General features: G+C 38.5%; 27 protein-coding genes and 1 pseudogene. 3 read left to right on the top strand and 25 right to left on the bottom strand.

Annotated features, from left to right (window positions below; all coding sequences use genetic code 11):
* Positions 1 to 128: 128 nt before the first annotated feature.
* The gene (locus OCV65_RS09500) at positions 129 to 980 is read right to left on the bottom strand and encodes an MgtC/SapB family protein (RefSeq protein WP_262581828.1); all 852 of its coding nucleotides are present in this window, start codon (positions 978 to 980) and stop codon (positions 129 to 131) included.
* 160 nt (positions 981 to 1,140) lie between these two features.
* Entirely contained in the window at positions 1,141 to 1,836 is a 696-nt protein-coding gene (locus OCV65_RS09495; protein WP_118383247.1) for a 5'-methylthioadenosine/adenosylhomocysteine nucleosidase, read from the bottom strand.
* Between the two features lie 162 nt (positions 1,837 to 1,998).
* Between OCV65_RS09495 and OCV65_RS09490 the strand changes: the two genes are divergently transcribed.
* Positions 1,999 to 2,241, top strand: a complete 243-nt coding sequence (locus OCV65_RS09490) for a TIGR03905 family TSCPD domain-containing protein (protein WP_118383248.1) — start codon at positions 1,999 to 2,001, stop codon at positions 2,239 to 2,241.
* Between the two features lie 366 nt (positions 2,242 to 2,607).
* Here OCV65_RS09490 and OCV65_RS09485 read toward each other — a convergent pair whose 3' ends face one another.
* Together OCV65_RS09485 and OCV65_RS09480 are read right to left on the bottom strand one after the other, a co-directional pair.
* Positions 2,608 to 3,096 carry a DUF6147 family protein gene (locus OCV65_RS09485; RefSeq protein WP_262581827.1) on the bottom strand — a complete coding sequence of 163 codons (489 nt, stop codon included), beginning with the start codon at positions 3,094 to 3,096 and terminating at the stop codon, positions 2,608 to 2,610.
* Between the two features lie 68 nt (positions 3,097 to 3,164).
* Positions 3,165 to 4,061 carry a DUF4367 domain-containing protein gene (locus OCV65_RS09480; RefSeq protein WP_262581826.1) on the bottom strand — a complete coding sequence of 299 codons (897 nt, stop codon included), beginning with the start codon at positions 4,059 to 4,061 and terminating at the stop codon, positions 3,165 to 3,167.
* Between the two features lie 51 nt (positions 4,062 to 4,112).
* On the opposite strand from OCV65_RS09480, the gene OCV65_RS09475 reads away from it, so the two are divergent.
* Complete coding sequence (locus OCV65_RS09475; RefSeq protein ID WP_262581825.1) at positions 4,113 to 5,180, top strand: undecaprenyldiphospho-muramoylpentapeptide beta-N-acetylglucosaminyltransferase; 1,068 nt, start codon at positions 4,113 to 4,115, stop codon at positions 5,178 to 5,180.
* 77 nt (positions 5,181 to 5,257) lie between these two features.
* Here the strand turns inward: OCV65_RS09475 and OCV65_RS09470 are convergent, their stop codons facing one another.
* The 18 genes and pseudogenes from OCV65_RS09470 to OCV65_RS09385 form a co-directional block, all read right to left on the bottom strand.
* On the bottom strand, positions 5,258 to 5,830 hold the full coding sequence (locus tag OCV65_RS09470) for an RNA polymerase sigma factor (protein ID WP_262581823.1): 573 nt from the start codon (positions 5,828 to 5,830) through the stop codon (positions 5,258 to 5,260).
* Positions 5,831 to 5,878: 48 nt separating this feature from the next.
* Positions 5,879 to 6,295, bottom strand: coding sequence for an HIT family protein (locus OCV65_RS09465; protein WP_118383252.1), 417 nt, complete (start codon positions 6,293 to 6,295; stop codon positions 5,879 to 5,881).
* Positions 6,296 to 6,413: 118 nt separating this feature from the next.
* Positions 6,414 to 7,019 carry a rhomboid family intramembrane serine protease gene (locus OCV65_RS09460; protein ID WP_262581822.1) on the bottom strand — a complete coding sequence of 202 codons (606 nt, stop codon included), beginning with the start codon at positions 7,017 to 7,019 and terminating at the stop codon, positions 6,414 to 6,416.
* 43 nt (positions 7,020 to 7,062) lie between these two features.
* Entirely contained in the window at positions 7,063 to 7,869 is an 807-nt protein-coding gene (locus OCV65_RS09455) for a DUF6382 domain-containing protein (protein ID WP_262581821.1), read from the bottom strand.
* A gap of 13 nt (positions 7,870 to 7,882) precedes the next feature.
* Positions 7,883 to 8,338 (bottom strand): TadE/TadG family type IV pilus assembly protein, encoded by a 456-nt coding sequence (locus tag OCV65_RS09450; RefSeq protein WP_262581820.1) that lies wholly within the window; start codon positions 8,336 to 8,338, stop codon positions 7,883 to 7,885.
* Positions 8,339 to 8,353: 15 nt separating this feature from the next.
* Complete coding sequence (locus OCV65_RS09445) at positions 8,354 to 8,851, bottom strand: prepilin peptidase (protein WP_262581819.1); 498 nt, start codon at positions 8,849 to 8,851, stop codon at positions 8,354 to 8,356.
* Positions 8,839 to 9,582: a TadE/TadG family type IV pilus assembly protein gene (locus OCV65_RS09440; RefSeq protein WP_262581818.1), complete on the bottom strand. Its 744-nt coding sequence runs from the start codon at positions 9,580 to 9,582 to the stop codon at positions 8,839 to 8,841. Before OCV65_RS09440 ends, OCV65_RS09445 begins: the two co-directional genes overlap by 13 nt.
* Positions 9,583 to 9,760: 178 nt before the next feature.
* Positions 9,761 to 11,152: a DUF5702 domain-containing protein gene (locus tag OCV65_RS09435; RefSeq protein WP_262581817.1), complete on the bottom strand. Its 1,392-nt coding sequence runs from the start codon at positions 11,150 to 11,152 to the stop codon at positions 9,761 to 9,763.
* Positions 11,133 to 11,324 carry a Flp1 family type IVb pilin gene (locus OCV65_RS09430; RefSeq protein WP_262581856.1) on the bottom strand — a complete coding sequence of 64 codons (192 nt, stop codon included), beginning with the start codon at positions 11,322 to 11,324 and terminating at the stop codon, positions 11,133 to 11,135. The genes OCV65_RS09435 and OCV65_RS09430 overlap by 20 nt, the downstream gene beginning before the upstream one ends.
* An 87-nt stretch (positions 11,325 to 11,411) precedes the next feature.
* Positions 11,412 to 12,686: a type II secretion system F family protein gene (locus tag OCV65_RS09425; RefSeq protein ID WP_262581816.1), complete on the bottom strand. Its 1,275-nt coding sequence runs from the start codon at positions 12,684 to 12,686 to the stop codon at positions 11,412 to 11,414.
* The gene (locus tag OCV65_RS09420; protein ID WP_262581815.1) at positions 12,623 to 13,300 is read right to left on the bottom strand and encodes a type II secretion system F family protein; all 678 of its coding nucleotides are present in this window, start codon (positions 13,298 to 13,300) and stop codon (positions 12,623 to 12,625) included. Before OCV65_RS09420 ends, OCV65_RS09425 begins: the two co-directional genes overlap by 64 nt.
* A 25-nt stretch (positions 13,301 to 13,325) precedes the next feature.
* A pseudogene (locus tag OCV65_RS09415) lies at positions 13,326 to 13,694 on the bottom strand (ATPase, T2SS/T4P/T4SS family); the annotation flags it as partial.
* 139 nt (positions 13,695 to 13,833) lie between these two features.
* Positions 13,834 to 14,130 (bottom strand): hypothetical protein, encoded by a 297-nt coding sequence (locus tag OCV65_RS09410; protein ID WP_015525616.1) that lies wholly within the window; start codon positions 14,128 to 14,130, stop codon positions 13,834 to 13,836.
* A 131-nt stretch (positions 14,131 to 14,261) separates the two neighbouring features.
* Positions 14,262 to 14,642 (bottom strand): TnpV protein, encoded by a 381-nt coding sequence (locus OCV65_RS09405; RefSeq protein ID WP_008374212.1) that lies wholly within the window; start codon positions 14,640 to 14,642, stop codon positions 14,262 to 14,264.
* A gap of 20 nt (positions 14,643 to 14,662) precedes the next feature.
* Positions 14,663 to 15,070, bottom strand: coding sequence for a DUF6262 family protein (locus OCV65_RS09400; protein WP_008374214.1), 408 nt, complete (start codon positions 15,068 to 15,070; stop codon positions 14,663 to 14,665).
* A complete protein-coding gene (locus tag OCV65_RS09395) occupies positions 15,054 to 16,562 on the bottom strand; it encodes a tyrosine-type recombinase/integrase (protein ID WP_227337806.1) in 1,509 nt (502 codons plus the stop codon). Before OCV65_RS09395 ends, OCV65_RS09400 begins: the two co-directional genes overlap by 17 nt.
* Complete coding sequence (locus OCV65_RS09390; protein ID WP_055262248.1) at positions 16,549 to 18,279, bottom strand: tyrosine-type recombinase/integrase; 1,731 nt, start codon at positions 18,277 to 18,279, stop codon at positions 16,549 to 16,551. The genes OCV65_RS09395 and OCV65_RS09390 overlap by 14 nt, the downstream gene beginning before the upstream one ends.
* 18 nt (positions 18,280 to 18,297) lie before the next feature.
* On the bottom strand, positions 18,298 to 19,401 hold the full coding sequence (locus OCV65_RS09385) for a tyrosine-type recombinase/integrase (RefSeq protein WP_013976748.1): 1,104 nt from the start codon (positions 19,399 to 19,401) through the stop codon (positions 18,298 to 18,300).
* Positions 19,402 to 19,641: 240 nt separating this feature from the next.
* On the opposite strand from OCV65_RS09385, the gene OCV65_RS09380 reads away from it, so the two are divergent.
* Entirely contained in the window at positions 19,642 to 20,439 is a 798-nt protein-coding gene (locus OCV65_RS09380) for a helix-turn-helix domain-containing protein (protein ID WP_055262245.1), read from the top strand.
* 454 nt (positions 20,440 to 20,893) lie between these two features.
* Here OCV65_RS09380 and OCV65_RS09375 read toward each other — a convergent pair whose 3' ends face one another.
* From OCV65_RS09375 to OCV65_RS09365, 3 genes are all read right to left on the bottom strand, one after another.
* Complete coding sequence (locus OCV65_RS09375; RefSeq protein ID WP_055262220.1) at positions 20,894 to 21,346, bottom strand: VOC family protein; 453 nt, start codon at positions 21,344 to 21,346, stop codon at positions 20,894 to 20,896.
* 93 nt (positions 21,347 to 21,439) lie between these two features.
* On the bottom strand, positions 21,440 to 21,607 hold the full coding sequence (locus OCV65_RS09370) for a transposon-encoded TnpW family protein (RefSeq protein ID WP_015513594.1): 168 nt from the start codon (positions 21,605 to 21,607) through the stop codon (positions 21,440 to 21,442).
* Between the two features lie 1,247 nt (positions 21,608 to 22,854).
* Positions 22,855 to 25,653 (bottom strand): DNA methyltransferase, encoded by a 2,799-nt coding sequence (locus OCV65_RS09365; protein ID WP_055164298.1) that lies wholly within the window; start codon positions 25,651 to 25,653, stop codon positions 22,855 to 22,857.
* Between the last annotated feature and the right edge of the window lie 5 nt (positions 25,654 to 25,658).

The raw sequence follows: 25,658 nt of genomic DNA, 5'->3' as shown, positions 1-25,658 counted from the left end.
ATTACCATCCTTATTCTTATGATGAACTTTTTATCTATTTTACCAGTTTACATACCTTATATCAAGATATGCAGTCTAATTTGTCTCGCATTTGACTCTCCACTTTCAAGAAGACCTTCTTCTCATTATCATGCCAGATATTCTTCCAAAATTTCCCGAATCAACACTTCCTTAGATACATTTTTATCCTGCCTTGCAGATGTCGGCTTTGTCACAGGCTCCCTTGCAGGCTCTCTTGCAGAAACTTTCTCTGCTTCTCTTTTAGGGACTTTCTCTGCTTCTCTTTCAGGGATTTTCTCCGCTTCTCTTATGGTTTCCCTTATGGATTCTCTTGGCGGTTCCTTTACCGGTATATTTTCAGGCATCAGTTCCGGAACAGGCTCCTGTTTCATTTCCTGCTTCTCCTCTGGCATAATCTTCGGTACTGATTCTTCTTCGTATTTTGGCATACTCTTTTCCCGGCTCTTTTCGTATTTGCGCGCACAGAAATTATCCAGATAATCTACCATATATGTGCGTATTGCCTGCAGACGATAATTCTCATCTACTGACACCCGCAGTGCAAATAAAATAACACCTGCGGCCAGTCCAAATGCGCCATTACGCAGTACCTGATCATTCATTCCATGAAGCACATATTCTCCAAGTGCTGCCAATACACCGATTGCCGCACAGATCCACGCCGTCCCCTTTTCTAATCTTCGCCAACTGTGAAGTGACAATCCTGCAATCCGGTATTCATATATGTATTTCTCCACAAACACTTCCACATTCTGCACGCGATCACTTACCATACACGCATGCTCATATTTTGCCCGGATCAGGCGCATCAACGGATGCGTACTTTTCCCCATATTTGCTGCCGCCCATACTAGTTTCTTAAGCGTCACCCCTGTAATAATTTTACTGATTAGCCCGATCGATGCCACAGCCCCCAGTAGCACAAACTGCAAATGCCTGTCCATTATCATTTCCAACATAATAAATGCCCTCCTTCTTTGTTTCGATTATACTCGAAACGCCGAACGAGGGCGGAAAAACCGTTCTTCATATTTCGCATAGAGTTCTGCGAGTTTTCTCATATTCTGTCAGGCTTGTCCATCTCTGTCAGATCTGGTCACCTCGCATTCAGCCATAACGCTACGCAAGCTTTGTCATTAATTTCTCCACAAGTCGTACACTGTGGGCAATTGCTTTCTTCTCAAAGGTCGGATAGTCCTCAGATGCACTGCCATCTGCCTTGTCCGAAATAGCACGAATAATGACATACGAAATGTCATTGAGGTATGCGGTATGAGCAATTGCAGCTCCCTCCATCTCCGTACACAGTCCGCCAAAATTACTGCGGATCTTCTCTTTCACTTCATCAGAAGCCACAAACTGATCTCCGCTTACCACTCTTCCGGTAAATGTGTGAATATCCGGATTCGCTTCCTCATTCGCCTCTACTGCCAGACGGATCAGCTTCTCATCAGCCGGAAACGCCAGAATATCCATTCTCGGCACTTCTCCCAACGGATAACCAAATGCAGTCGCATCCATATCATGATGAAGTGCATCGGTAGAGATCACCATATCTCCAATATCAATCTTTGCATCCAGCGAACCCGCGATTCCTGTGTTAATCAATGTATCTACATGAAATTCCGATGCCAGAATCTGTGCACACACTGCCGCATTGACCTTACCAATACCGCTGCGCACTACAGTCACCTCTTTACCTTCCAGCTTACCTGCCACAAATTGCATAGAAGCCCGGTCTGTTACCTTCTCCACTTCCATCTTCTCTTTTAATGCTGCTACTTCTTCATCCATAGCTCCGATAATACCGATCATATCTCATCCTCCTTTTCTACCTCCGATAGTATACCATGTTTTTCATGACGACTCTATAATTCTGTGCACATTTTTACTCTGGTATTTTCTATCTGCTTCTGTTATAATGCCGATAGTCTTTAATCAAGACTCAATATTAATTATGATAGGAGGATTTAAGATATGCAGTATAAAACACGCGGCACCTGTTCACAGCTGATCAATCTGGAGCTGGACGGTGATGTAATAAAATCAGTAGAATTCATTGGTGGATGTGACGGCAATCTGCAGGGCATCTCAAAACTGGTAACCGGCATGAAGGCCGAAGATGCCATCAAGCGTCTGGAAGGAATCCAGTGCGGATTCAAGCCAACATCCTGTCCGGACCAGCTCGCAAAAGCACTTCGTCAGGCATTGGCACAGTAAGCATTCATAAATACGTGTAACCTGATTTAAGAAAAAGAGACCGTCTCCCTCGGTCTCTTTTCCTTTTTCGTGCTGTTTACTGTTCACTTTTGTCTCTCCACTTCCAAAAGCCACAGCAGCACTTTTCCATATTCAGTTTTCATTAATACAAGAACAGATGACGCTGCCAGACTCTCCGGCTGTTCCGTCCACCTATGATTCGGGGCGGCCGCATATATCCCTACGGCCTGACATGTTGTGTGTAACCCAGAGAATCTGTCTCCTGTTTGTTCTCTACTATCCTCATAGACTTCCGTTACAGCTTTCCTGCCAGAACTTATGCATCAACGTCAGGAATCTGCGGTTCCTGTGGGGAATGTGACGTCACTATGGTTCCTCCACATATAGGCCATCCGTCGCCGAGCTGCTCATGTCTCCATCCGCAGAATGAATACATACAACCCGGTAATACCAACCACCCTCTACTTCCAGCTTTTTGCTGGTACTTACAAGGTCTGCATCGGTATTCTCCTTATGCCACACCTCTACAACTTCCCATTCCTCGTCTTCCCACTTCGCGCGTTCAACGGAAACAGTAATCTGTATCGACTTACAGGTATGCTGCCCAATGGTTGTTCCACCGGCATAAATCACACCTGCCTTGACTTTACGTATCTTCGAATAACCTACCTGAAGGTTTTCCCCTCTAGTAATCTTAATATCTGTGCCAGTAGATTCAGTTTCATTTGTCAAATAGGAACCATCCAACATAGACCTGTTGTCAGATGCTTCTGCTGACATACCGGTACTTGTACTCAGCAGTAAACAGATGAGCATTGAAATTGCACAGATTGTAGATATCGCTCGTTTCTGCATAATATTCTCCGCAGCTACCAACTCTTCTCATATATATAGACAACCGAACTTGCAAAACCTGTCGTTTTTTAAGAAGGAAAATGCAAATTTTTTAAAATTTCTTCAAAATCTGCTTTTTCTATAATCCCTATCATATGATAATAAACTCCCCGATATTCGAATGTTGCTGAATATTCCTTTTTCTTGCTTTCCGGCAATTCATATTCCATAACTTTTGCCCTGAGCTTTCCTTTTTCCAAAGTATAACTATCTGTTATAGTATCTTCTAAATCAACTCCCATTAATTCCTCGTAATAAGACGAACTCATTACATAAGACACATTTGCATTACCATTTTTATAAAGCAACTGCGCCATTTCCATATCTTCATCCACTTCACAATATTCATATTTCAGCTTCGGAGTGATTTTTACTATCCTAATGGGATCAAATCCCAATTCATCTTTAATTTGTTGATATGCCTGTTCTTCTTCACTGTCCGCTGTATCTTTAGTCTCCTCTTTCGATACATTCACTCGCGAAGCATCTCTTCCGCCAAATGTTCCTTCCACCATCTCCACGATTTTCTTCGGTCCACCTACTCCTGTTGTTCCTATTCCTATCACAAGCACCAATACTGCTGCCGCAGCTGTGATTCGCTTCCAGTGATGGCGTCTTTTTGCTCTGGATTTTTCCTCTTCTTTCTCTTTTCTCCGCTTCTGTAACTCTCTGCCCAGACGTAGTGCTTCCTGGTCTTCTTCTGACAAGCCCTCCATCGCCGAATCTTCCGAATCCGCATCTTCATGGCCTGGAATCATCGCATAGATTTTCCGATCCATTTCTTCACTCGGCTCCGCAGACATCGCCTCAGGATCCGCTTCCACCATTTTTATAATTTCTTCTGCGTCCTTATCGATTCCTTCCCATATTCTCTTTTCGTAATCGTTCAAATGCTCTTTCATAACTTCCTCTTTTCCCTTGACCATCGCACTCCCCTCGTTTACAATTACTTTATTGATATTGATTGGAGGCGCACTATGAAACGTATTATCTTAACCGGCGGCGGCACTGCCGGGCACGTCACGCCGAACATTGCTCTGCTGCCGCGTCTCAAAGAACTGAACTATGATATTCACTATATCGGTTCATATAACGGAATTGAAAAGGAGCTGATCGAACAGCTCGGTATCCCATATCACGGGATCTCTTCCGGTAAGCTGAGACGTTATTTCAGTCTTCGTAACTTCACAGATCCTTTCCGTGTACTCAAGGGTTTCCGTGAAGCACATCGATTAATTAAATTATTAAAACCGGATGTAATCTTTTCCAAAGGCGGCTTCGTATCTGTTCCGGTCGTATTCGCCGGAAAGAAATGCAAGGTTCCAACAATCATTCATGAGTCTGATATGACTCCGGGGCTTGCGAATAAGCTGTCTATTCCGTCAGCTACAAAAGTGTGCTGTAACTTCCCGGAAACAGTAGAACTACTTCCGGCAAGCAAAGCGGTACTGACTGGTTCTCCGATTCGACAGGAATTGCTGTCAGGAGATCGCCAGCATGCACTCGACTTTACAGGGCTGACAGACGGTAAGCCTGTAATTCTTATCATCGGTGGAAGCCTCGGCGCTGTAGCGGTAAATGAAGCTGTCCGTCGTATTCTTCCGGTATTATTAAAAGATTTTCAGGTTATTCATCTGTGTGGCAAAGGTAAGCTCGACCCTTCACTGAACGCATTGGATGGTTACGTACAGTATGAATACATCAAAGATGAACTGAAGGATCTCTTTGCATTATCAGATATTGTTATCTCACGTGCTGGAGCTAATGCGATCTGCGAACTGCTCGCACTGCGTAAGCCGAATCTTCTGATTCCACTTTCTGCCAATGCCAGCCGGGGAGACCAGATTCTGAATGCGCGTTCATTTGAGCGTCAGGGATTCAGCACCGTAATGGAGGAGGAAGAGATCACCAACGAGAAGCTTCTGGATACAATTCATGAGCTTTACCAGAACCGCGATCGCTATATCTCAGCTATGAAGAACTCTAACCAGCAGGATTCCATCGATACGATCATTGATCTGATCGAGTCTGTTGCACGTGCATAATTAAAACCACTTTAAACTATAAAGATATTTTTGTTGTATAAGTATAGAAAAAGGTGTCAGTCTGACACCTTTTTCTGTTAAGTATTAATGTGGTCAAACTCGTCTTTATAATTTTTTCTGATCCAATCCTTGATTCTTGTCAACGTACTCATCACTGCATCCAAAGACATTCCCATACGGTCAGCTATCTCCTGTCTAGGCATCTCATTACAATATGCATATACTGCCAGATTATACCATTTCCGTTTTTTGGTCTTTAGTGCCGCCAATATCCTGCATGCACATTCGATTTCATCTTTCTCACGTAAAGTTCCAAAAAATTGTTCTTCCGGATCTTCTTCATATCCAAGATAGTCTTCCATCGTTTCTTTCGCCCATAGCAGTCTTTCATAGCTTATATGTTTTACATGATTCACCGCAACGTTCCTGGCTGTCGTCGCCAGCCAACTCCGTACGTTTGTCACACGACCGGTTTCTGAAAAAATGTAATATCTACCAAAGACCACCTGTGAAATGTCTTCTGCCTCTTCTCTATTGCAGGTATAATGATACGCTATACGGAATACCATTTTATGATATTCCTCATATACAGCATCGAATCCATTCTTTTTTCGGACTCTATTCCCACTGTTAATTTCCTTATCTCTCATTGCTTTATAACATTGTCTACGAATATATTCCTATATTCCTATATTCCGCTATTCTGTCTCTTTTACCTTCTTCAGGACTTCATCTCTGACTTCATCCGTGAGTTCACCTGCATTCCACATTGGAAAAGCATTATCGCCTTCGTATCTCGGAATCAGATGCATATGATAATGGAACACCGTCTGACCCGCAGGTTCCTCATTATTCTGAAGTACATTAAATCCATCACAGTTCAGTGCTTTCTTCATTCTTGTAACCATCTTCTTCGCAAGAATGATAGACTTTCCTGCCGTCTCCTCAGGAATCTCATACAGATTCGCATAATGCTCCTTCGGCAAGATCAAAGCATGTCCCTTTGTTGCCGGACCAAGATCCAGAATTACACGGAACTCTTCATCCTCATACAAGGTAGCAGATGGAATCTCTCCATTTGCAATCTTACAAAAAATACAATTACAGTCTTTCATAACAATTACCTTCTTTCCTTATATTCACGATTCAGCCAATTCTATATTCGCCTATCGTATATTACCCGTTTATTCTACTGCTGCCACACCATGCATTCAAACAGTATACCCGATACCTTTATTGTGATCGTATCCCTTTCTTTCTCCCTGACTTATGATACAGGATTACTGCTAAAAGGAATCCACTGATCAACCCACCTATATGCGCATAGTTGTCAACTCCTGTGTTGCTATAGCCATAATAGAATGTAATAACTATCATAAACACAATGCCTCTGCCCGAGACACTGCCCACTCGTCCATAATTACGAATCGCAATATAAAGTAATGCTCCGATGATTCCGAATATTGCTCCCGATGCTCCGGCAGATACTGCATATTCTCCACCATGTATATCTGCAGCCAATGATAAAAGGTTGCCACCGATTCCGCTAAGCAGATAGATTAACAGATAACGAATCCTTCCAATTGCAGATTCAAGCTGCCACCCCATCACGCCCAATGAGATCATATTACTCATCAGATGCTGGAATCCAAAATGCAAAAACATACTGGTAAACAATTCATAATATTTACCATTGTACAAGATATCCGGTGCATACATTGCTCCATGCTGTAACATGAATCCTGCATCTTCTGTCATTCCGATAACTGAAAGTGCCAGAAAGACTGCAGTATTAACAGCAATCAGAACAACCGTGCAGGGTGCTTTTTTCTGATTCATCCCTGTCTCCTCTATATTGTAATTCTATGATATTAGTATAACATCATAATTCCTCTTCATCAATATAGATTCCGTCCCAGTCTCCCCATCTCGGCCGCTTATGGCGATTTAAAAATTTCTTTACCGGATTCCAGAGATTATCCGTCTCTTTCATAATTTTACTGCCCATCTCCTGCCTTGTGATCCAGTCATGTTCCTCTGTGTCATATGTGTGTGTACTTTCCTGATACACATCGTCCTCTTTTGTATCCCATATCTCCGTTTGTGCTTTAGTAATTGCTTTGTCAACTTTTATATTTCTATTCTTTTCTTCTAATTCGCTTAGACTTTCTATGATTCCTGTAAGACTGTAATTTTCTCTCATTGTTTCTTTATGAAGCAAAAACGCAGTCTGGACACTGGCTATATCCTGATAATCAGTCCATTGTACAAAATATTCCATTAACTTATGAAAGCTTTCCCGAATCGTACCATCATACTGTGGCATATAACAAAAATGAAATTCACCGTTCTTTTCAAAAATCATTTCCGGTTCCAGCAGGATTCTATTTGAGTTCAGTAAATAACGTTCCACATCCCAAATTGTTTCCTGCATTTTTGATAGAAACTTTTTCATCTCTTCTTTAGTAATCTTGTCCTGCCGATATTTATTTTTCATTGATACCAGACCCGTAATTTCATATTCGTATACAGTCATTTCTCCCTCACCGCGTATAGCAACAGGCAGCACTCCTTTTATCTGATTCATCTGTAGCATCCGTATCTGATAATCTGCTTCCGTAATGCCCGGAACACAAATGCGCAACAATGTTTTATTCAACTCGCTCTTTACTTCTGTATGTATTTCCATTTGTTCCTTCTTTCTAGTATCTTTTCAATCCTAATTTTCGATAACTTCTTATCTTTTCTTCTGGTTTTGTAATGCTTGAAGACTCCGCGACCAAAAGCTTCATACGACCTTTTGTTGCACCTGCTGTAATCGTAATCTGGTCTTTGTTAACTTTTGCATTTACACTTGGATTGCCAAATACAATACATTTTCCCCTGATCCGTTCTTCAAAAATTGTTGACACTACGGTTTCTGTTACTTCATCCTTTTCTCTGACCTTTGTTCCGGCAATTGTTGCCGTTTCGTGTGCGGCAGCCGCTGTAAGTGCCTTATCATGATAATAAAATATTCCCATAATGCTCAGAAAAAATATCATTAATATAAAAGGCACAATATATGCCATTTCTACTGTAAACATTCCATTCAATTCCATTGTTCTAATTTTTGCAAGTTTTCCTTCATTTTTGTATATTTTATAATTTCTTTTCATCCATACCTCGTTTTCTTATGCATTTGCAGCCACCATTATCTCCGTCAGCCATACGGCTATATATCCAACTGTAATAAGCGGAACCAGAGGTATTGACGTTCGCTTTTTGAATCGACTTCGCGCCAGTATAATCCCTGCTACCACTGCAGTTAACATCCAGGTCATCACTAACAGTTCAAGCATATTCCAGATTCCAAGATACCCTCCCAGAATACACATCAACCAGCTGTCTCCATATCCCAGACCTTCTCGTGTTGCTTTACTGATTACGATAAAAAGTGATCCGATCACCAGACCTGCCAGATATGATTTCCATGCTCCGGAGCCCCCGGTAACCACAGCTATACCACTCTCAATTCCGGTTATTAAAGCACAGCCTATAAGTGCAATCACAGATACTTTATGCTCCCGTACATCTTTATAAGCCATGAATACTAATGCCAGACATACCATCATTCTGCCAATAACCTGGAACCAACCGTATTCCATCAGATATATATTTATTTGCTGCATTTTGTACATGCTCCTTTCCCTACTGCCTCTGATACAGGAATCGCATATACCGTTCGTTTAAGTCCACTACAACTTAATGAATTATGATAACGATTGCCATAGTCTGTCAGATATACCTGCGAAGCCGCACTTCCATGCACACATTTATCGCAGGGATGATATTTTTCCTGATCATTGTTACGCAGGTCATCCACCGTTCCTGCATTGACTGTTCGAATAGATAGTTCCAGATAATTACAATGATAATCCCGATGATATACCATGCCTGTCTCCGTAATGTACACAGTCTCATTATCCTCTTTATCCCAGAATGCCGACTGATAACCATTCCATCCTTTCATCCGCATAGTTTCTTTCATGTGAACCGCCTTTGCTGTAAATACAGGTATCGGAAGCTTCACCTGATAAATCACTTCCATTTCCAGAATGCCTGTCAACATCGACATACGTGAATTCTGACAGTTGATTCCACTGCTTCCATTTACGACAATGCTTCGTTCCAATCGTTCACTGCCAATTGCCCTGACAATCTCTGTCTCCAATGCGGACGGTGAGACCATCTGTGTCAGATAGCAGTCTTCTGCCGCGCGTTTTGCCGCATATTGCATTCCATTGCGCACACTGGTGCGTATGGACATTACTTCCATCATGTAAAAAAGAGCTAAAACTGCCAGAAAAAACAATGGAATTGCAAATGCCGCCTCTATTGTAATAGATCCTTTTGTTGCCAAAAGGCAGAAGGATGTCCTCTGGTTTTCAGTTTGTTCATTTGTTTTTGTATTGTGATACGAGGGATTCACAGAGTAATTCATCATATGCCTTGAGGGAGGCATCATAGAGAGCATCTCCTTTCTATATATGCAAAAAAGATTGTTACTATATCCCAAAGGACATCCTTCTGCCTTTCAGCTATTGATAAGTATAATAAGTGTTAAATGTATAAGTGATTCCTCTTCGAAGCCGCACCGTCGAGGCCACTTCCATCCTGTAAACGCAATGATCTGCACGAAACCACGTAAGTCCCTTTTCGTTACGCATGCATAGTTCTATCAGATCTTCAGTCCGAAGAATCAGGTTTGTTTTATTTTCCAGAAGAAGCAATCCTCGTAGATAGCCCTTATAATCCAGACCTTCTTCTGCATCCATTCCTTCTCCATGGTCATCCTCAGTTCCAAGTGTCATAAGCCCGGCAAGCGACAATTGCCATGTCTCCGTACTTTTTACTAACGGTACTTTCCCACCTTTCATAAGACTTCGAAGATCCATAACACTTTCCCCAAGTGCCCACGCTAACAGCAATGCCTGTGCTACCGCTTCACTTGCCACCGGAAGTGCAATCAGACTACATAGTGTCAGAGCAAGACTCTGCGCCTCCGCCTGTTTTGCTGCGTCCTGCTGAAGGAACGCATAATTAGGCGCAAACCGAAGCATCAACAAACGTTTTAATACTGCATTCAGATTCTCCCGGTCACTGTTCTTCCCGGCAAGCAGATATTCCATTTCATACTTCAGTGTGCCATCTGCCCCATCTTCCTCCACTGCTGTATCAAAATGTCCTAAAAGATATTCATCCAACAATATCTTCGATAAAGACTCCTGTTTTGCCTTGTCACTGAAATCTCCATATCCACGCTGAAGGGTCCTTCCTGATACCAAAGTATCGGACGTCACACTGGCATCAGACACTTCTTTCCCCTCTGGCATTACAAGTTCAGCCAATGGAGTAGATGCAACCCTCTGCATATTGGGAAGTGGGTTATTCTCTGTCGGAAGTTCCTGTTCATTCTCCGACAGAATTCCCGTCAATTCTTCATTTACACGATCCTCCATCTTAACCGACTCTTCCGCTTCATCTGCCCGCTCTTTCCAGACATCCTCATCCTCACCGAAAGGATTCAACGAACTAAGACCATACTTACTTTTCATATATTTCGCTATCTGATCCTCTAATGCTGCGCCATTATAATCCGTCAACAATTGCACCCGTTTCATTGTCTGTTCCATGCCGGATGCTCCATAATAAGACAACCGGTCAAAAATTTTTTCTTCACTATAATCACTGCTCTCATAAGAAGCATCTAGCACAAACAGATCAAACTCTTCCAGCATATCCCGCTGATATTCCGCAAATACTGATTCCATGGCACAGTTCATATCTGCTCTCCGATAACTTTTGGCAGATTGCAGGGACGCACTTTCCATCATGCTTCCGGTAAATCCAACCAGTAGCATAAAGATTAATGCCAGAAATGCTGTTACCTCACCACGTTTCTTTTCTGATTTATATGCCGGAACTTTCACTGGTAATTTTCTCAAATATCGTATTTACAAGACTGGTAAGCTGCGACTTAAAAATGATTACCAGACCAATCAGCACAACAAGGATCAGAATAACTTCCACCACACCGATCCCCTTCTCATCACGCAGGATGTCCGTGATCCTCTTTTTTAATTGAAACCCCTTCCATCTCATTCGGTACAACTTTTTCTTTATCATACATATTCTCCTTTCTTCACATCCAAGCTTCCTTGCCTCTAATCGTCTTTACATCTGGGGACCTTACATTTGAATAGATAAAAATGCCGGAACTATAACAATCAGAAGTACCATCGAAAGCATCATAAACATTGGCAGCAAAAGCTTAGTTCCTGCCTCTTCGCCTCTTTTCTTCGCAGCAGCTTTACGTTCTTCAAATGCCTGATCGGCTTCTGCCCGAAGCAGTTCTGATAAACCTTTGCTTCCTTTTCGCAGATTCTGTGTAAGCAACGCAGCCAACTTCCGATATGCTTTTAACCCACATCTTTTCCCAAACTGTTCGTACGACTCCAACTCTGTTACTCCACTCTGCATCTCGTTGCATGTCTTCGCCATTTCTTCATAAGCAAAACGGATTCCCCGATAATTTTTCTGCTTCTCATAATCGGTTACAATCTTCTGCCAGGCACTTTTTACTGTAATTCCTGCTCCCAAAAGTAGCGTGAGTTTATCCGTTATCTCCGGATAATCTAACATCATCTGCTGCTTTGTCTCCTGATCTTCTTTTTGACGATTCTGTCGGTCTAATACCAGCAACAGTATACATATCATCGGTCCTAACGCTAACGCATACCATCCCCGGAGATTCTGAGGATTACGAAGCACTATCGTATTACCATCTATCTGTGTCGGAATCTTGAATTCTGACTTCTGCCTGGAAGACTCCTCCTGTTTTCTCAGTTCTTCTGTCACAAGCAAGACTGTTTTCTCATCATTATCATCTAGTGGCGGATATATTTTTACTGTCATTTCAGTTATCGCACGCTTCGTCTCATCCTGCTTATATATCAGGCAGGCCTTCAGGTTTACCAGAACTCCTTCTGGTTCTTTCATCAGATTTTCTTCATTCAGAACGCCATATACACTGATCACATCATAGCGATCAACCTCCCACTCTACGCGAACAGGAACGTCTGGAATTTCCTTGATCAGATTCAGGTCATACCGCACATTGTCCAGATTTTTATTCTGTCCAAGGATTCGATCACCAAGTTTTTCTGTCTCCTGATCGAAGACTTTCTGAAGTTCTTCATCTGAATAATTCCTTTCCTGAACCGTAATCCTCACCTTGTCTTTCTGACGTATACCGTTTACTATCAATTGAAGTTCCTTTGTTATACTTCCATGTCCACTGCTTTCTCTGGGGATACTCGTCACCGATTTCGTTGCCTCTCTCTGATCTGTCACAAGCAGTATCACTGCCAATACGCAGCTTCCAATGACGATTCCCAGCATCAGACTTCGATATTTACAATCTTTTCCCCAAGCAAATATGCGCCGAAATATATTGCCAGACATGCTGTCATCACTCCTATTCCTGTCGGATTCCCATATAGTATCTTCATAAATTCCGGAAAACTGAATTTCATATAAGCAATCATCACAAAGGGAATTACTGCCATGACTTTAAATTCGTATTTTCGTGCTGCAAGCATCGTCTCTATCTCAGCTCTTACCTCCAGCTTGTCCCGGATCTGCCCGGCTGTATTGCGAATAATACCAATCATATTACCTCCGCTTCTTCTCGCCATAACAAATACATTTACAAAGTTCCTGACGTCCTCCTGCTCTACACGCTCTGCCCATTCTTCCAAAATCCGTTCTGCCGGAATCTGCAGATAAATCTGTCGAACCATATGCGTAAATTCTCTTTGTATGGCCGTATCCTCCTTATAAAGTATACTTAGATCCTTTTTTGTTTCTTTCATGGCATTTTCAATCGAATATCCTACCTGAAGTGATGCTGCAAGTGACTGTATTGCCTCCCGAAACTGCTCCTGAAATTCTCTTCGTTTCTGATTAATCTTATCCACTTCCCAGTGCAAAAAATACCAGACACCAACAGGTGTTAAAATGATAAATGCGATTTTTGATTCATAGAACAGATACGCCAAAAGCATTTGAAGTGACACAGTTTTGAATAATGCTGATGCATATTCAGAGCGTCTGATATCCTGCCGAAAATAACTTTTCCGTATTTGCAAGATCCTGAACTTTCTTCCACTTGCCGGCAATTCTTCCATTTTCTCTGCCTGTTTCTTCAAACTGGTACAAAATCCTTGTATCAATTTCTTCCCCGTTATAATCCATCACCTCTACAATCTCCAGAAGCTTTCTGCTTTTATCCCAAAGTCTTCCAATATGAATAATGATATCTATCGCCGATGCAATCTGTCTCTGAATAGCTGCCAGTGGTACGTCCATCCCCATAAGCACCATCGTTTCCAATCGCCTGAGCATGTCCTTTGGACTATCCGAATGCCCGGTACTCAAACTACCTTTATGTCCTGTTGACAACGCCTTTATATGGACTCCCTATGTTCCCATCATGCAGAAATACAATATCTGTACTTAATACACACTGTATATAACGTTATTATCTTGCCATTCCACAGTTGCAAAAAGAAAAGAGAGCCTTTCACAGCCCTCTTTCATATTGACTTTCTCATTCATTTGTCATACTTAACAGTTTGGCAACCAATGTCTCTAAACTTTTTCCCAAAAATGGGACAAAATCTGGTATTGCACCAAATGCCATCCCAATTATTATCATTCGCCCACATTCTCTTGCAGATTCCAATGCAAATCCATAACTCAAAACACCTGTCAGAATAAATATAATTGATAAAAAGTAAAGCAAAATATTTCCCAACATCATCGGAATTTTTAATAACCAGCGAATCAATGTCATTACTGCAAGAATTAAATATAAAAACACTTTTATTATGTACTTAACCAACATTTTTAATCCCTCACTTTTTTGTCTTTCCGGACAGCAAGAATCTTGCCATCCGGACTTCCTTTTTTTTGCTATCCGGACTTCCACTTTTTTGCTATCCGGGCTGCAAAATTCTTGCTATCCAATGCAGTTCATTATCCTTTTGTGTATATCATTTCCGTCAAAATCATCTCTTCTGCATCATGACAAATGGCATTCATCCTCCTTGTCCATTCCATGTTGTCCTGCCTTTTTAATTTCTCTGTAATTCCTTGTTTCTCCATCATCTGTTTTACTAATTGTTCTTCCCTATCCCTTGCTTCTGCATCAATCTGATTCAAATGCTCGACAAGTTTTCCTTGTAACAACAATATTTGATATTTTGCCTTTCTGTGTTCCTGTAAATAGCTTTTACGAAGCATCCCATATTTCCCATAAGTTGGTTCGATATCTGTAAGTGCCAATTTTGGCAAATAATAATCACCACATAACATATAAGTAAGTCCATTTTTCTCATCATAAATTTCGTTCTGCATAAAATATTCTCCTTTTCTTCCTATAATTGGTCGTACATCTTCAACAGTGTTCCCTTTTTCATTTGACTATATTTCACCTGTAATTCTTCATATTTTTTCTGAAGACTTTCATATTCGTTTTTCGGAACACTATCGGATAATTTCTGTTCTAAACTCTTAATCCGTGCTTCCTGTGCTTTTGCAATAGCATCACTTTTAGGATTTCGCAATATCATTCCCTGTTGTTTTTCCTTCAATTCCATCATGACCTGTTTCACATTCGGATTATTATAGAAAAAACCTCTGGAAAGTCCTGTTAGTTTTGTAAGTTCAGCAACTGAAATTTTTATATTTTTTCTATACATTGTTTCAATAGCTGTTATTGCTGTTTCCGTCATTTCCGCACTTTTTTCTTTTGCCAGTGCTACCATTTTATCGTGTTTCTGCATTTTCCTTTTCCCTCCTGTATTGTGCTAATAATTCATTCATTTCATCTCGTACAGCCTTTGTATCCTCCGCTAATGCTTCGTTTCTTAACCGCCGATAATGTGGTATGGTTCGTGTATCCTTATGCCCCAACAGCCTTGCAATGCTATCATCATCTAATTTCATTTCTGTAAGTTTTACTCCAAAAGTATGTCTAAAACGATGTGTACGAAACTCAAAATAATTTCCATTATCATCCCTGATATCATTTTCATAAATCATGATATTTACATGATATTTCAGCATTGAATCTGTATACAATTTTCCATTATCTTGCAGAAAAATATATTCTGAATCTGGATGCTCCTTTTCTGAAACTTCTATTGCTTTTCTAATCAATTCTGCCAGCTGATTGCTAACTGGTCTTTTATATTTCCTTGTTTTCTGCTGGATAATAGTTATAAAATAATGTCCAGATTTCTCAGATAAGCAATCCCTTCGCAAAGTCAACGTATCCTCTATTCTTGTACCGAGCATCTGATGTATTATTAAACATCTGCCTAACTGGGGCTTTAATTTTGTTAATGCACAATTAAATCTTCTGATTTCTGCATCTGAATACGCTTCTGGTAAAGCGTTGTCATATGCTCTGCAATCACTGGACAGAAAAAGGTTGCATATATTTCCTATTTCCAGTTCACGCCCTATTTCATCCAACAGATTATCCAAAACCGACAGCTCTGTCGTGTAACTGACTGATGTAAGACCAGTATCCGTTTTTATATAAACCAGATAATCTTCTATCATATCCCTGCTAATTTCTGTAAAGTGCTTTACTTCTGGGAATCGATCATACATGAAACTAGCAAACCGACGGAATCCACGCAATTCACCTTTTATACTACCCATTGCTTTTGTCTGGCAGTGGCTATACAATATTTTCTTTATTATCTCTTTAAATTCTTTCTGCCTGATCTCACGAAAATCTAATCTATATCTTCCACGAATCGGATTACTCCTTGGCACAATATCCAACTTTCTCATATCCCATACATCTTTTTCATTTTCTGGAATATCTGCTGTTTTACACTTCACAACATACTCATAATACATTTTCAGAAAAGAAATCTGAGCGCTACTTTGTTGCTCAACATTCCGCCTATCCGGTCTATTTCTTCTAACATACAGCGCCAATCCTTTTTTATATAAAAATGCTTTATAACTTCTCTCCAGTTCTTCCCATTTTTTATCAGTGATGCTACTACAACTTGTACACTTCTCATTCAGAAATTCTTTCAACAGATCAAATCTGTAAATATCATTTACTACTGTTGATAATGACAAACGTCTACATCTATCATCGATATACCCATAAATCTCATCCTGCATCTTTTCATTATGAATCTCTGATATGTAGTACACCCTGTTTTCCTTCCATTTCAGTCCTGCCAACTGTTTTTCTGTAGCTTGTTGATAACAGTCATACGAAATCAAATTAATATTACCTTTCATCATCTTCTGCTCCTTTCAATTTAAATGACTGATTTTTAGAGAAATATTTATCTTCAGCCGATACAATACGTTCCGGCATGAAATCAATGTACTGTTTTGTCATATTCTCACTTGAATGTCCTAGATAATCTCGTACCCCTTGTATAGAAACCCCATTTCCGTACATTGAAGTTGCAAGGTTATGTCTGTAATCGTGTGCTCTAAAGATATAATCTCCGCAGGCAATCCCACGAACCTTACACTCCCGAATCATCTGATTTGAAAATGTCTGTCCATTAAATGCACCACCCTTTTTATTTTTGAATAAATACTCCCCATTTTTTATTCCGTACTTTTTTTCATAATCATTCACCAGTCCAACCAATAAACTGGGAACAGGAATGACTTTTTCTCTCCGCATTTTGCTTTGATATATGCGCATCCAATTCTCATTGCCTTGTGAATAAAAGGCTCCCGATTTTATTGTACAAACCTCGCTTTTCCTAATTCCTGTGCAAAACAAAATCAAATACATCAACTGTAAATGCTCTGGGAATGCCGGCAGCTCCTTAATCAGATGAGCAATTGTTTTTTCTGGAACACTTCTTTCATTGTGTTCTGAAAAACCTTTTTTTAAAAATCGTTCCGGATAAAACTTCAACACTTCAATATTTTTCATTTTCAAAAACTGTAGAAATGTATGCATATGTGTGATATATCGGTTAAAAGTAGAATACTTAATATCGGACTTATCCAAAACAGACACATAACCCTCTATATCTTGTATCTCCAGTTCAGTTACTTTCTTACTCTGTCCATCCAGATATTTTAAAAATTGTGAAATAAAACTTATTGTATTTCGGATATTTGATAAAGACAGATCCGATATCCCGACCAAATATTTTGCGTATAATTGTAAATACCAACGATTTTCTTTTTCGTAAATATTAATAAATGAAAGGCTTTTAACAGGTGAACTAGCATTGATTCTCGATTTATCAAACTGAAACCTATCCATATACCAGATACACGCTCGCCAATTTGTCTCTGAATCTGTTAGAAATAACGTTCTTCTCGCAAACTCAACAATCTTAGAAGCATGTTTTTTTATAATTTCCGACTCCTTGTTTAAATACAGATAAAATCTGTTTTCGTCTGCCTGTTCCATTTCTTCAATATCATCTATTCCGTACTTATCGCAAAACCGTATAAGTGCTTTTAATGGTTCTAAAAAATATCTTCGATGTCTTTGTACCTTATCCATATTCAGAATTTCACACAGCAATATTTTTGTCTGTCGCACCAACTGTGATGAATGTATCCTCGTTAAGTCCCATAACAAATCATTCTTATCAACCACCTGACGGAAAGATTGTGCTTTCTTCTTATTGGGGACATACAGCAAAAACAATTTGTCTTGCTTAAAAAACTCCTGTTCTACAGAGAAGGGCTTTCCTTGTGAATAGACATCTGGCATATTTTCTATTTTTAAACGATCAAATAAGCTCAGTAATTCCGCTTTATATTTTTCTGAAATATCCTCTTTTTCAAGAGAATCCATATACATTTTTCTCGTTTCATAGTTAATATCTGCAGTACACTGTATATCTGTATACTGAAAAAATTTGTATAACCGGTTATAGTATTTTGCTTCTCCAGTCGTAACTAAAGATATTTCTTCCTTTAATTTCTCAGATATTTTTTCCTGATATAACTTCGGAACAATTTTTAATACTGCCAAGGTAATCCCTCCTTCCTTTTACAGAAAATCTGCAATTTGGTATAAATCTTCATTATTTGAGTAGTATTGATCTGTCGCTTCTATCAATCGTTCATTATTTTCACCCAAGTATTTAATGGTAGTTTCAACTTTCTTATGCCCCAGGGCAAAACGAATGTCATTCAAATCCCATCCTTCTTTTCTTCTTTCCTCCGCAAAATAGTGTCGGAGCTGATGCGGATGGGAATTGATATCCGTTTTTTTGGATAGCCTTTTCAACATGCTATACACAGAATCCGCATCTAATGGCTCTCCTTTGTTTTTTCCAGTTAATTTTGTAAATAGATACTCCGAGTTCATCAGACTTTTTCGGTTATCAGAAATGTACTTAACCAAGAACTCAAAAGTTGTATTACTTAACAAAGCCATTCTATATTCTGCATTTTTTGCTCTTGCCAAGTTGGTATTGGATTCACGATACCTTACCCGAACCGTCCTTCTTTCAAAATCAATATCTTCGGTATAATGGATTCCCAGAATTTCCCCTAATCTAAGACCGGTTTCTGCCATCATTGCTATCAGCAATCGATCTCTATCATTCGTACAGGCATTTATCAGCTCCTGTATTTCTTCGGATGTTATTTCTTCCAGATTAGGTTCTTCTTCTTTGAAGAAACCTTTAAACGAATTCACTGCATTTTGATGATTTACTCCCATACTGTCAAAATATGATACTTTTTTTACTCGTAAGACTTTAAGCATTGGCAAAACATCTTCCAGTGCCAAAAACTGGTAGTATCTGAAGACTGCACCAAGATACATATTGCAGGTCTTATTGCTCGTCTGTGTATTATGCTCAGTATGCTTTCCACTCTTAACCCAATACAAGAAATCAATAAAATGTTTATTCTGCTCTGAATAGGATAGCAATGTAATCTCATCCAATCCTATCGTTTGCTCCTGCAGATAATTGTAATAATATGAAAGTGCGAAGGCTGCGGATTTTACAGTATTCGGAGAAGCATTAATCTGATCCAGATGCTTCAAATACTTTGATGGAAGGATTTCAATTTCTTCAATATCAGAAATAATCAAAAAACGTGGTCTATTATCTTTCAAAACCGAAACAACCCTATATTTCAATCCACAGCCCTCCTTCCTTTCTTTTCGATTCGTTTGACTTCTTTGACTTCTTGATTTACATTATACACAAAGATATCAAAATGTCAATTACGTTTTTGACTTCTTTGACTTTTAAGAGAATATCAATAAAGCATTTTTTGATTTCTTTATGTTTTAAATTGATTTTTAGGGATATAATTGATAAAATAAAATACAAGAAGTCAATTTATACAAAGTCAAAGAAGTCAAGAGGAGATTTGAATGAACGAATTTATATCAAATTCAGGCACACTAATAAATCCTGACAGCGTTTACGATCAGGAAAGATTCATCAATATACTTCAAATCATTTTACAGAAAAAAACACAAAAAGAATTATCTGAACAAACAGGCTTAAATAATGCAACCATTTCACGAATGCTCAACGGTGTCCGATCTGGAAGACCATATAAAAGCACTATTGATAAAATTGCAAAAGCCATTGATGATCCAGAACTTATCCAAGAATTATATGATGCAACGGGATATTCTTCTAAAAAAATACGGGAACGAAAAAAGATAATTGCAGACAATGGATTTTCTTTGGATCTCTCTACTGTTCAGGTGCATGAAAAGTTTTTTTCTACCTTAATGCGTGGACTTTCCATGATGACAAGTCTTCATAAAGTTGAATGGACAATAAAATCTGGAACGCCCAGATCATACGATTATTTAATTGAATTAAAAGAGGGAAATATAGATTATTGGTATATTAGATATGTAGATAGAATTACTTCTGATGAAGAAAGGAAAAAAGCCTTAACTGCCATTTATGGAGAATTTGCAAAATTGAAATTGGGCGGAAAAATCAAAGTTTCTTGCGCCACTCCTTCTTACGAAGATTATGATTATTTTATTACAATTCCGCCATACCAATTAAATACAAATGCTTCTATTATACATTTTGATTCCGAACTCGAAAGATTTGCAGACGAAACCTTTTTAGAGACAGCTTTACCACTTAAAGAAAATATTCCTGTTAAGGATTTTTGTAATCTTACCGAATCACTGATACTATAACTTTTTGATTTTATCACAGAGAGAGTTGCTTATGGCTCTCTCTTTTTTTAACGCTTCCTCCTCCCATATTCTAACTCATTATGGCAAATCATTTTCTAAAGCAAGTATCGCCTAGAGTAACTCAAAATCCCATTTCTGGATTATAATTCTCTGACGAACTTAATGGAGATTACTATTCCCCATACCCTCAATATCACAAAATATCAAATTTTGCTATTAGCTCATAATAAATTTTCGCAGCTATCTGTTTTTGCACTCATAGTTATCAAAAGCTTTTTATAACCATCTGCTTCTACCAGTAACAAAATGTCAATAGTTTTTTAATCACTTTTTCAAAAAAGGCAAAAAAATAGAACGTATAGATTATTTCCATACGCTCTATCTCACATTTCATATTAAATTTTTGAATTCTACAAACGTGAAGTTGTCACTTTCCTGTACTTATAATTTTTCATCAAAGTGGTTGCATCATCTCAAGAATGATTCCATCCGGGTCTCTGAAATAAAAAGCTCTGCTTTCCCCAAATCCATCTGCCCTAAAGTCGAAATACTGCGGTTCAGACAAGCACTCCACATGATTTTCGATAAGGGTTTTGTAAACAGAATCAATGTCATCCGTGTAAAAGCATACTTCTGAGATAGATGTCGTAAACAAGTCTGATTGTTCTTTATGGATTTTACTGTCTACAAACTGAATCAATTCAATCGGTGGTGCTTCAAGAGCCTTTGAACCATTCAAATATGCAACCCTTGCTTTACAATTTTCCTTACGGAACATTTTATCTGTCTCTTCGTCTTCCATAAAGATTTCACCCTGAAATTTAAGCCCAAGAATATCTCTGTAGAAAGCAATCGAGCGATCCAAATCAAAAACGGTTAATCCAATGTGATAAATTCTTCCAACCATATATATATTCCTCCTACAATTTCTTTATTTGTCCAATCTCGATTTGTTACTCACATGATATCATATTTTTTCTTCAATTACATCCACCTAATTTTAATACACTGCCTGTCGACTTGCTTCTGTAACCAGCATCCGGTTAATCTTCTCCTGCATTGTTTCCTTTGCATTTTCATTGAAATGATAACGGACAACATAGACTGTCTGCCCGATTTTCTTTGTAAATGTGTTACCCTCTGTTTTTGTATTCATCATTTTTTCCATAATCATTTTTCCTTTCTTTTGGAGCCCCAGCAGAGAGTCATTCCATTGGTCTCTGTCAGAACATTATTCTTTAAATCAGGCCCAAAATGGGCACTTCCAGTTTCACAGGCTACCTATATATAGCCTTTTCATTTTTGCTTGCAAAAAGCCTTGTGATCACAGCACTTTTTTAACGTAAAAAGCGTTTTAATATGATGCAGCCAACGACAAGAAGCATATCTAACAAATATCATTGTCTATCACTTCTGTTTTCTCTGCCGATATCTCTCTGGTTAATACCTAATAATCTTCCCTGCCAGACAAGACGATAAGTACAGCGTTTGCTTCTATCGTGTTTCCAAATACTTTCTTCCATCATACGATGGTTCTTCATCAAGTTCCAGTCCGTGACGTTTACAGATATCTAAAAACATTGTCCAGCAGGCAGAATCGGCTGCAGATTCAAAATTTTATTATTCAAAAATAAATAAAAATGGATTCCACCAAAATACCCATCACCAAAAATGTACTGGACACTTCTATTCATTATATTTGCACCAACAACTTGAAGTTATCTTCCTGCTTACGACTTTCCAACAACATAAACTCCAAATATCATTTTGATAATATAAAGATACTTCTTTCTTACCCCAGAGCAAGATCCACCTGTGTTTAACAATATTGTCTTTCATCACAATATTCTCTCATCAGGTTTTCATCTTGCTGGGGATTCCCCAAACCCATTTTTCTATTTATGCCGAGGTCTTAGTACACACTAGAGCAAGATCCACCCCGGTAATACCATATCGCTATTTTAGCAATATGATATTTTCCGGACGTAGGATTCTTGCTGAGGATTGTGCTCCCCAGTTCCTCACATTCAGCATAAATATACACTTGGTTCCCCGAATTTTTCCGGTCACAACACAGGGATATAAAATAGACTAAATATCTCTATATCCCTGTGAAATCACTATGTGATTTTAAAAACAGCAAGGACAGGAAGTGTGGATACACTTCCGCAAAATTGCCAATTTCGGAGCCATATCCAAAATTGAAAAATACATAAAAATCAAAAATCCGAAACCTTACTTGATATCCAAATTTATAATTTTTACAGATTACAAAAAAACCAATATGAAAATTTTACAAATTTTGTACCACCTGTAAAATTCCCATATTGGTTTTCATTCAGCTTTTATGGATTTGGAATATTCTATGTTTTCAAATATTTTACTTTGAGCAAAAAACAGCTCTATAAACTTTTATCATTGCATTTTCTGGTATAATTTCATCAACTCTCCCACACAATCTGCTTCCGTCATTTTTGTACTAAAGCCATACGCAGCCATAACAGCTTTATCATTTGCAGTATGTGCTCGCCGTAACTCGGCTGGCATTGTTAAAGGATCATATAAAGCCGCAAGATTACTATTAGGATATAATGTTCTTGCTTTCAAAATTTCCTGTGCCGATTTTTCAATTTGTTCCCGATTCTTCTCCGTTACTACAGGCCACGGGAAATTGTTATACACTATTGTGTTTGAATAACTATAATCACTTTTTAATCTTCCACACACTGCTCGCATCCATGCCATATGAACATTCGACATCAATACACCAAATTCATAAAATGATGCATTTGGCATAGTGAATAATTTGTCTCCCGGAATAATTTCACCATCTAAATAATCCATTGGAATATATCTACGATTCTGAGAAGAAACTTTGGGAATCGCAATATATTGATTTTTATGTTCAAGTATTGATGCAAATAAAGTTGGATTCTCAGCCGCTTTTTTTGTGTTCGCTCTTGTACTACTAAGTCTAAATTCACGTACTTTATTCACCCGTTCTAATATCATCGGACATTTTTTTAATAATCCAGGATCAGCTCCAACAAGCCAAATACAATATCTCGGCTTTCGATCAATAAAATCTTTTCCCATCATATAATGTCTAAAAAACGGAGAAGCCTGTGGTTCTTTTTCCAAAAACTCTTCCTTTTCCTCTTCCGTCAATATTAAAAATCCACCATCAATTGCTTGCCCACCTAATGCTATTTCAGGAACATTACACAATGGTTTCATTCTTTTTTCAATGAATATATTTTCTGCATCAAGCAAATATCCATTAATATTATTCGCCGGAATTGCGTTCTCACCTGAATAAATTATTTTCTGCTTATTATTTACAGCTCTGCTAAAGCCAACAATTACACAATGAACATGCGCTTTTATTGACGCTTCACTATCCCATATAAATGTTCTGTATGCAAAATCAATATGTACACCTGATTCAAAAAGCGGTTTCCAGAGAATCGAAACACTTTCTCCCTGTGTAATTGAATTAGTTGATACCAATGCTGCTCTGATATTATAATTTCCCATATAGTCAGCTGCTTTTTTATACCAGCAACTAACATAATCAAGATTTCCTATACTCTTCCATCCTTCAAATATCTTCTCAACATCTTCCTTCTGCTCCGACGCCATCCAACGTGCTCCTACAAATGGCGGATTTCCCATTATAAACGATAATTTTTCTGCAGGAATTACATCATTCCAATCAATTCTTAATGCATTTCCTTCTGTGATATTTACATATGTCTTTAAAGGAAGAAAATCATCATTAAATCCATACACAATATTTTTCGTTTCTTCCAACATTTGAGATTCTGCAATCCATAAAGCCGTTTTTGCAACTGTAACTGCAAAATCGTTAATCTCTATTCCATAAAATTGCTGAATAGAAACTCTAATTGGATTATTTACCTCTACCAATGTCATTTGTCCGCCAACTTTTTCCTTTATCACCTCATTCTCCAAACGACGAAGCGACAAGTATGTTTCTGTAAGGAAATTTCCAGAACCACACGCAGGATCAAAAAATGTAAGTGATGCCAATTTATTTTGGAATTCTTCCAATTTTTTATCTCTGGTACGCTTCACTTGAATTGCTCTAATACTATCAAATTCCTTTTGCAAATCTTCCAAAAAAAGCGGACTAATAACTTTATGTATATTTTCAATAGATGTATAATGCATTCCTCCTGAACGTCTGGTCTCAGGATTTAATGTAGATTCAAATACCGCTCCAAATATAGTTGGAGAAATATCACTCCAATCAAAATCTTCTGACGCTTTTGTAAGAAGTAATTCTTTAATTTCCTCTGTAAAAGGTGGTATCTCAATAGTTTCATCAGCAAATAACCCACCATTTACATACGGGAACTGAGCAAGTTCTTCCTCCAAATACTCGTCTCGCTCTGATACAGGTGTATCCAATATCTTAAATAATTCTAATAAAGCTCTCCGGCAATCCTTTACTTCATATGTTTCCAAATAATCATGGAACATATTTCTCTTTCCAAAAATACCAGCATCTTCTGCATACAAGCAAAAAACAATTCGCACACATAAAGCATTCAGGCTCTTTAGTTTATGCTCTCTTTTTTCTTTCTGCTCAAATGTTTCATCCTTTTCCTTAATATCTGGTATACGATATTGTTTTAAAAACGCATCATAAATAAGCCCAACAATACCTCCTGCTTTTATTGATACTTCCATTTCATGCGATATTGTCTTTACTTCCTTTTTCACCAAGAAGTCCAACAATGGATATTTGCTTTGTAATTCATCTAAAGCAATCTTTGTCGGTTCTGGCTGTTTCTGGTTCATATCATAAATCCAAATTTCAGCAAAATTTGACGTAACAATCCACCGAGCTCTTTCATCAAAAGTCAGCTTCCCATTATATCTGTCTGCCTGTTCAAATGGAGTAAGATCAACATCTCCTGAATTCCTGATTTTCTGATCCAATGCTTTTCCAAGACTCTTCTGTTCAATAATTACTCGTGTTTCAGGAATATATACATCAATACGTTTTGTATTTCCATCAATTACAACTTTCTTTTCAAAGTTCAAACGTTCTGTCACATTATCCATTCCCAAAACATTCGTCAATAAATCAATCCAATAAGAACGTCCATCTTCATCTTCTTTCCCTTTTCCCATCCATCGGTTTACAAATTGACGGGCAGCCTCTCTTTGTTCTGCATCTGTCATGCTTT

This window comes from Dorea ammoniilytica (assembly GCF_025567415.1).
Lineage (GTDB): Bacteria > Bacillota > Clostridia > Lachnospirales > Lachnospiraceae > Claveliimonas > Claveliimonas ammoniilytica.
This window is presented reverse-complemented; position numbering and strand designations above follow the sequence as displayed.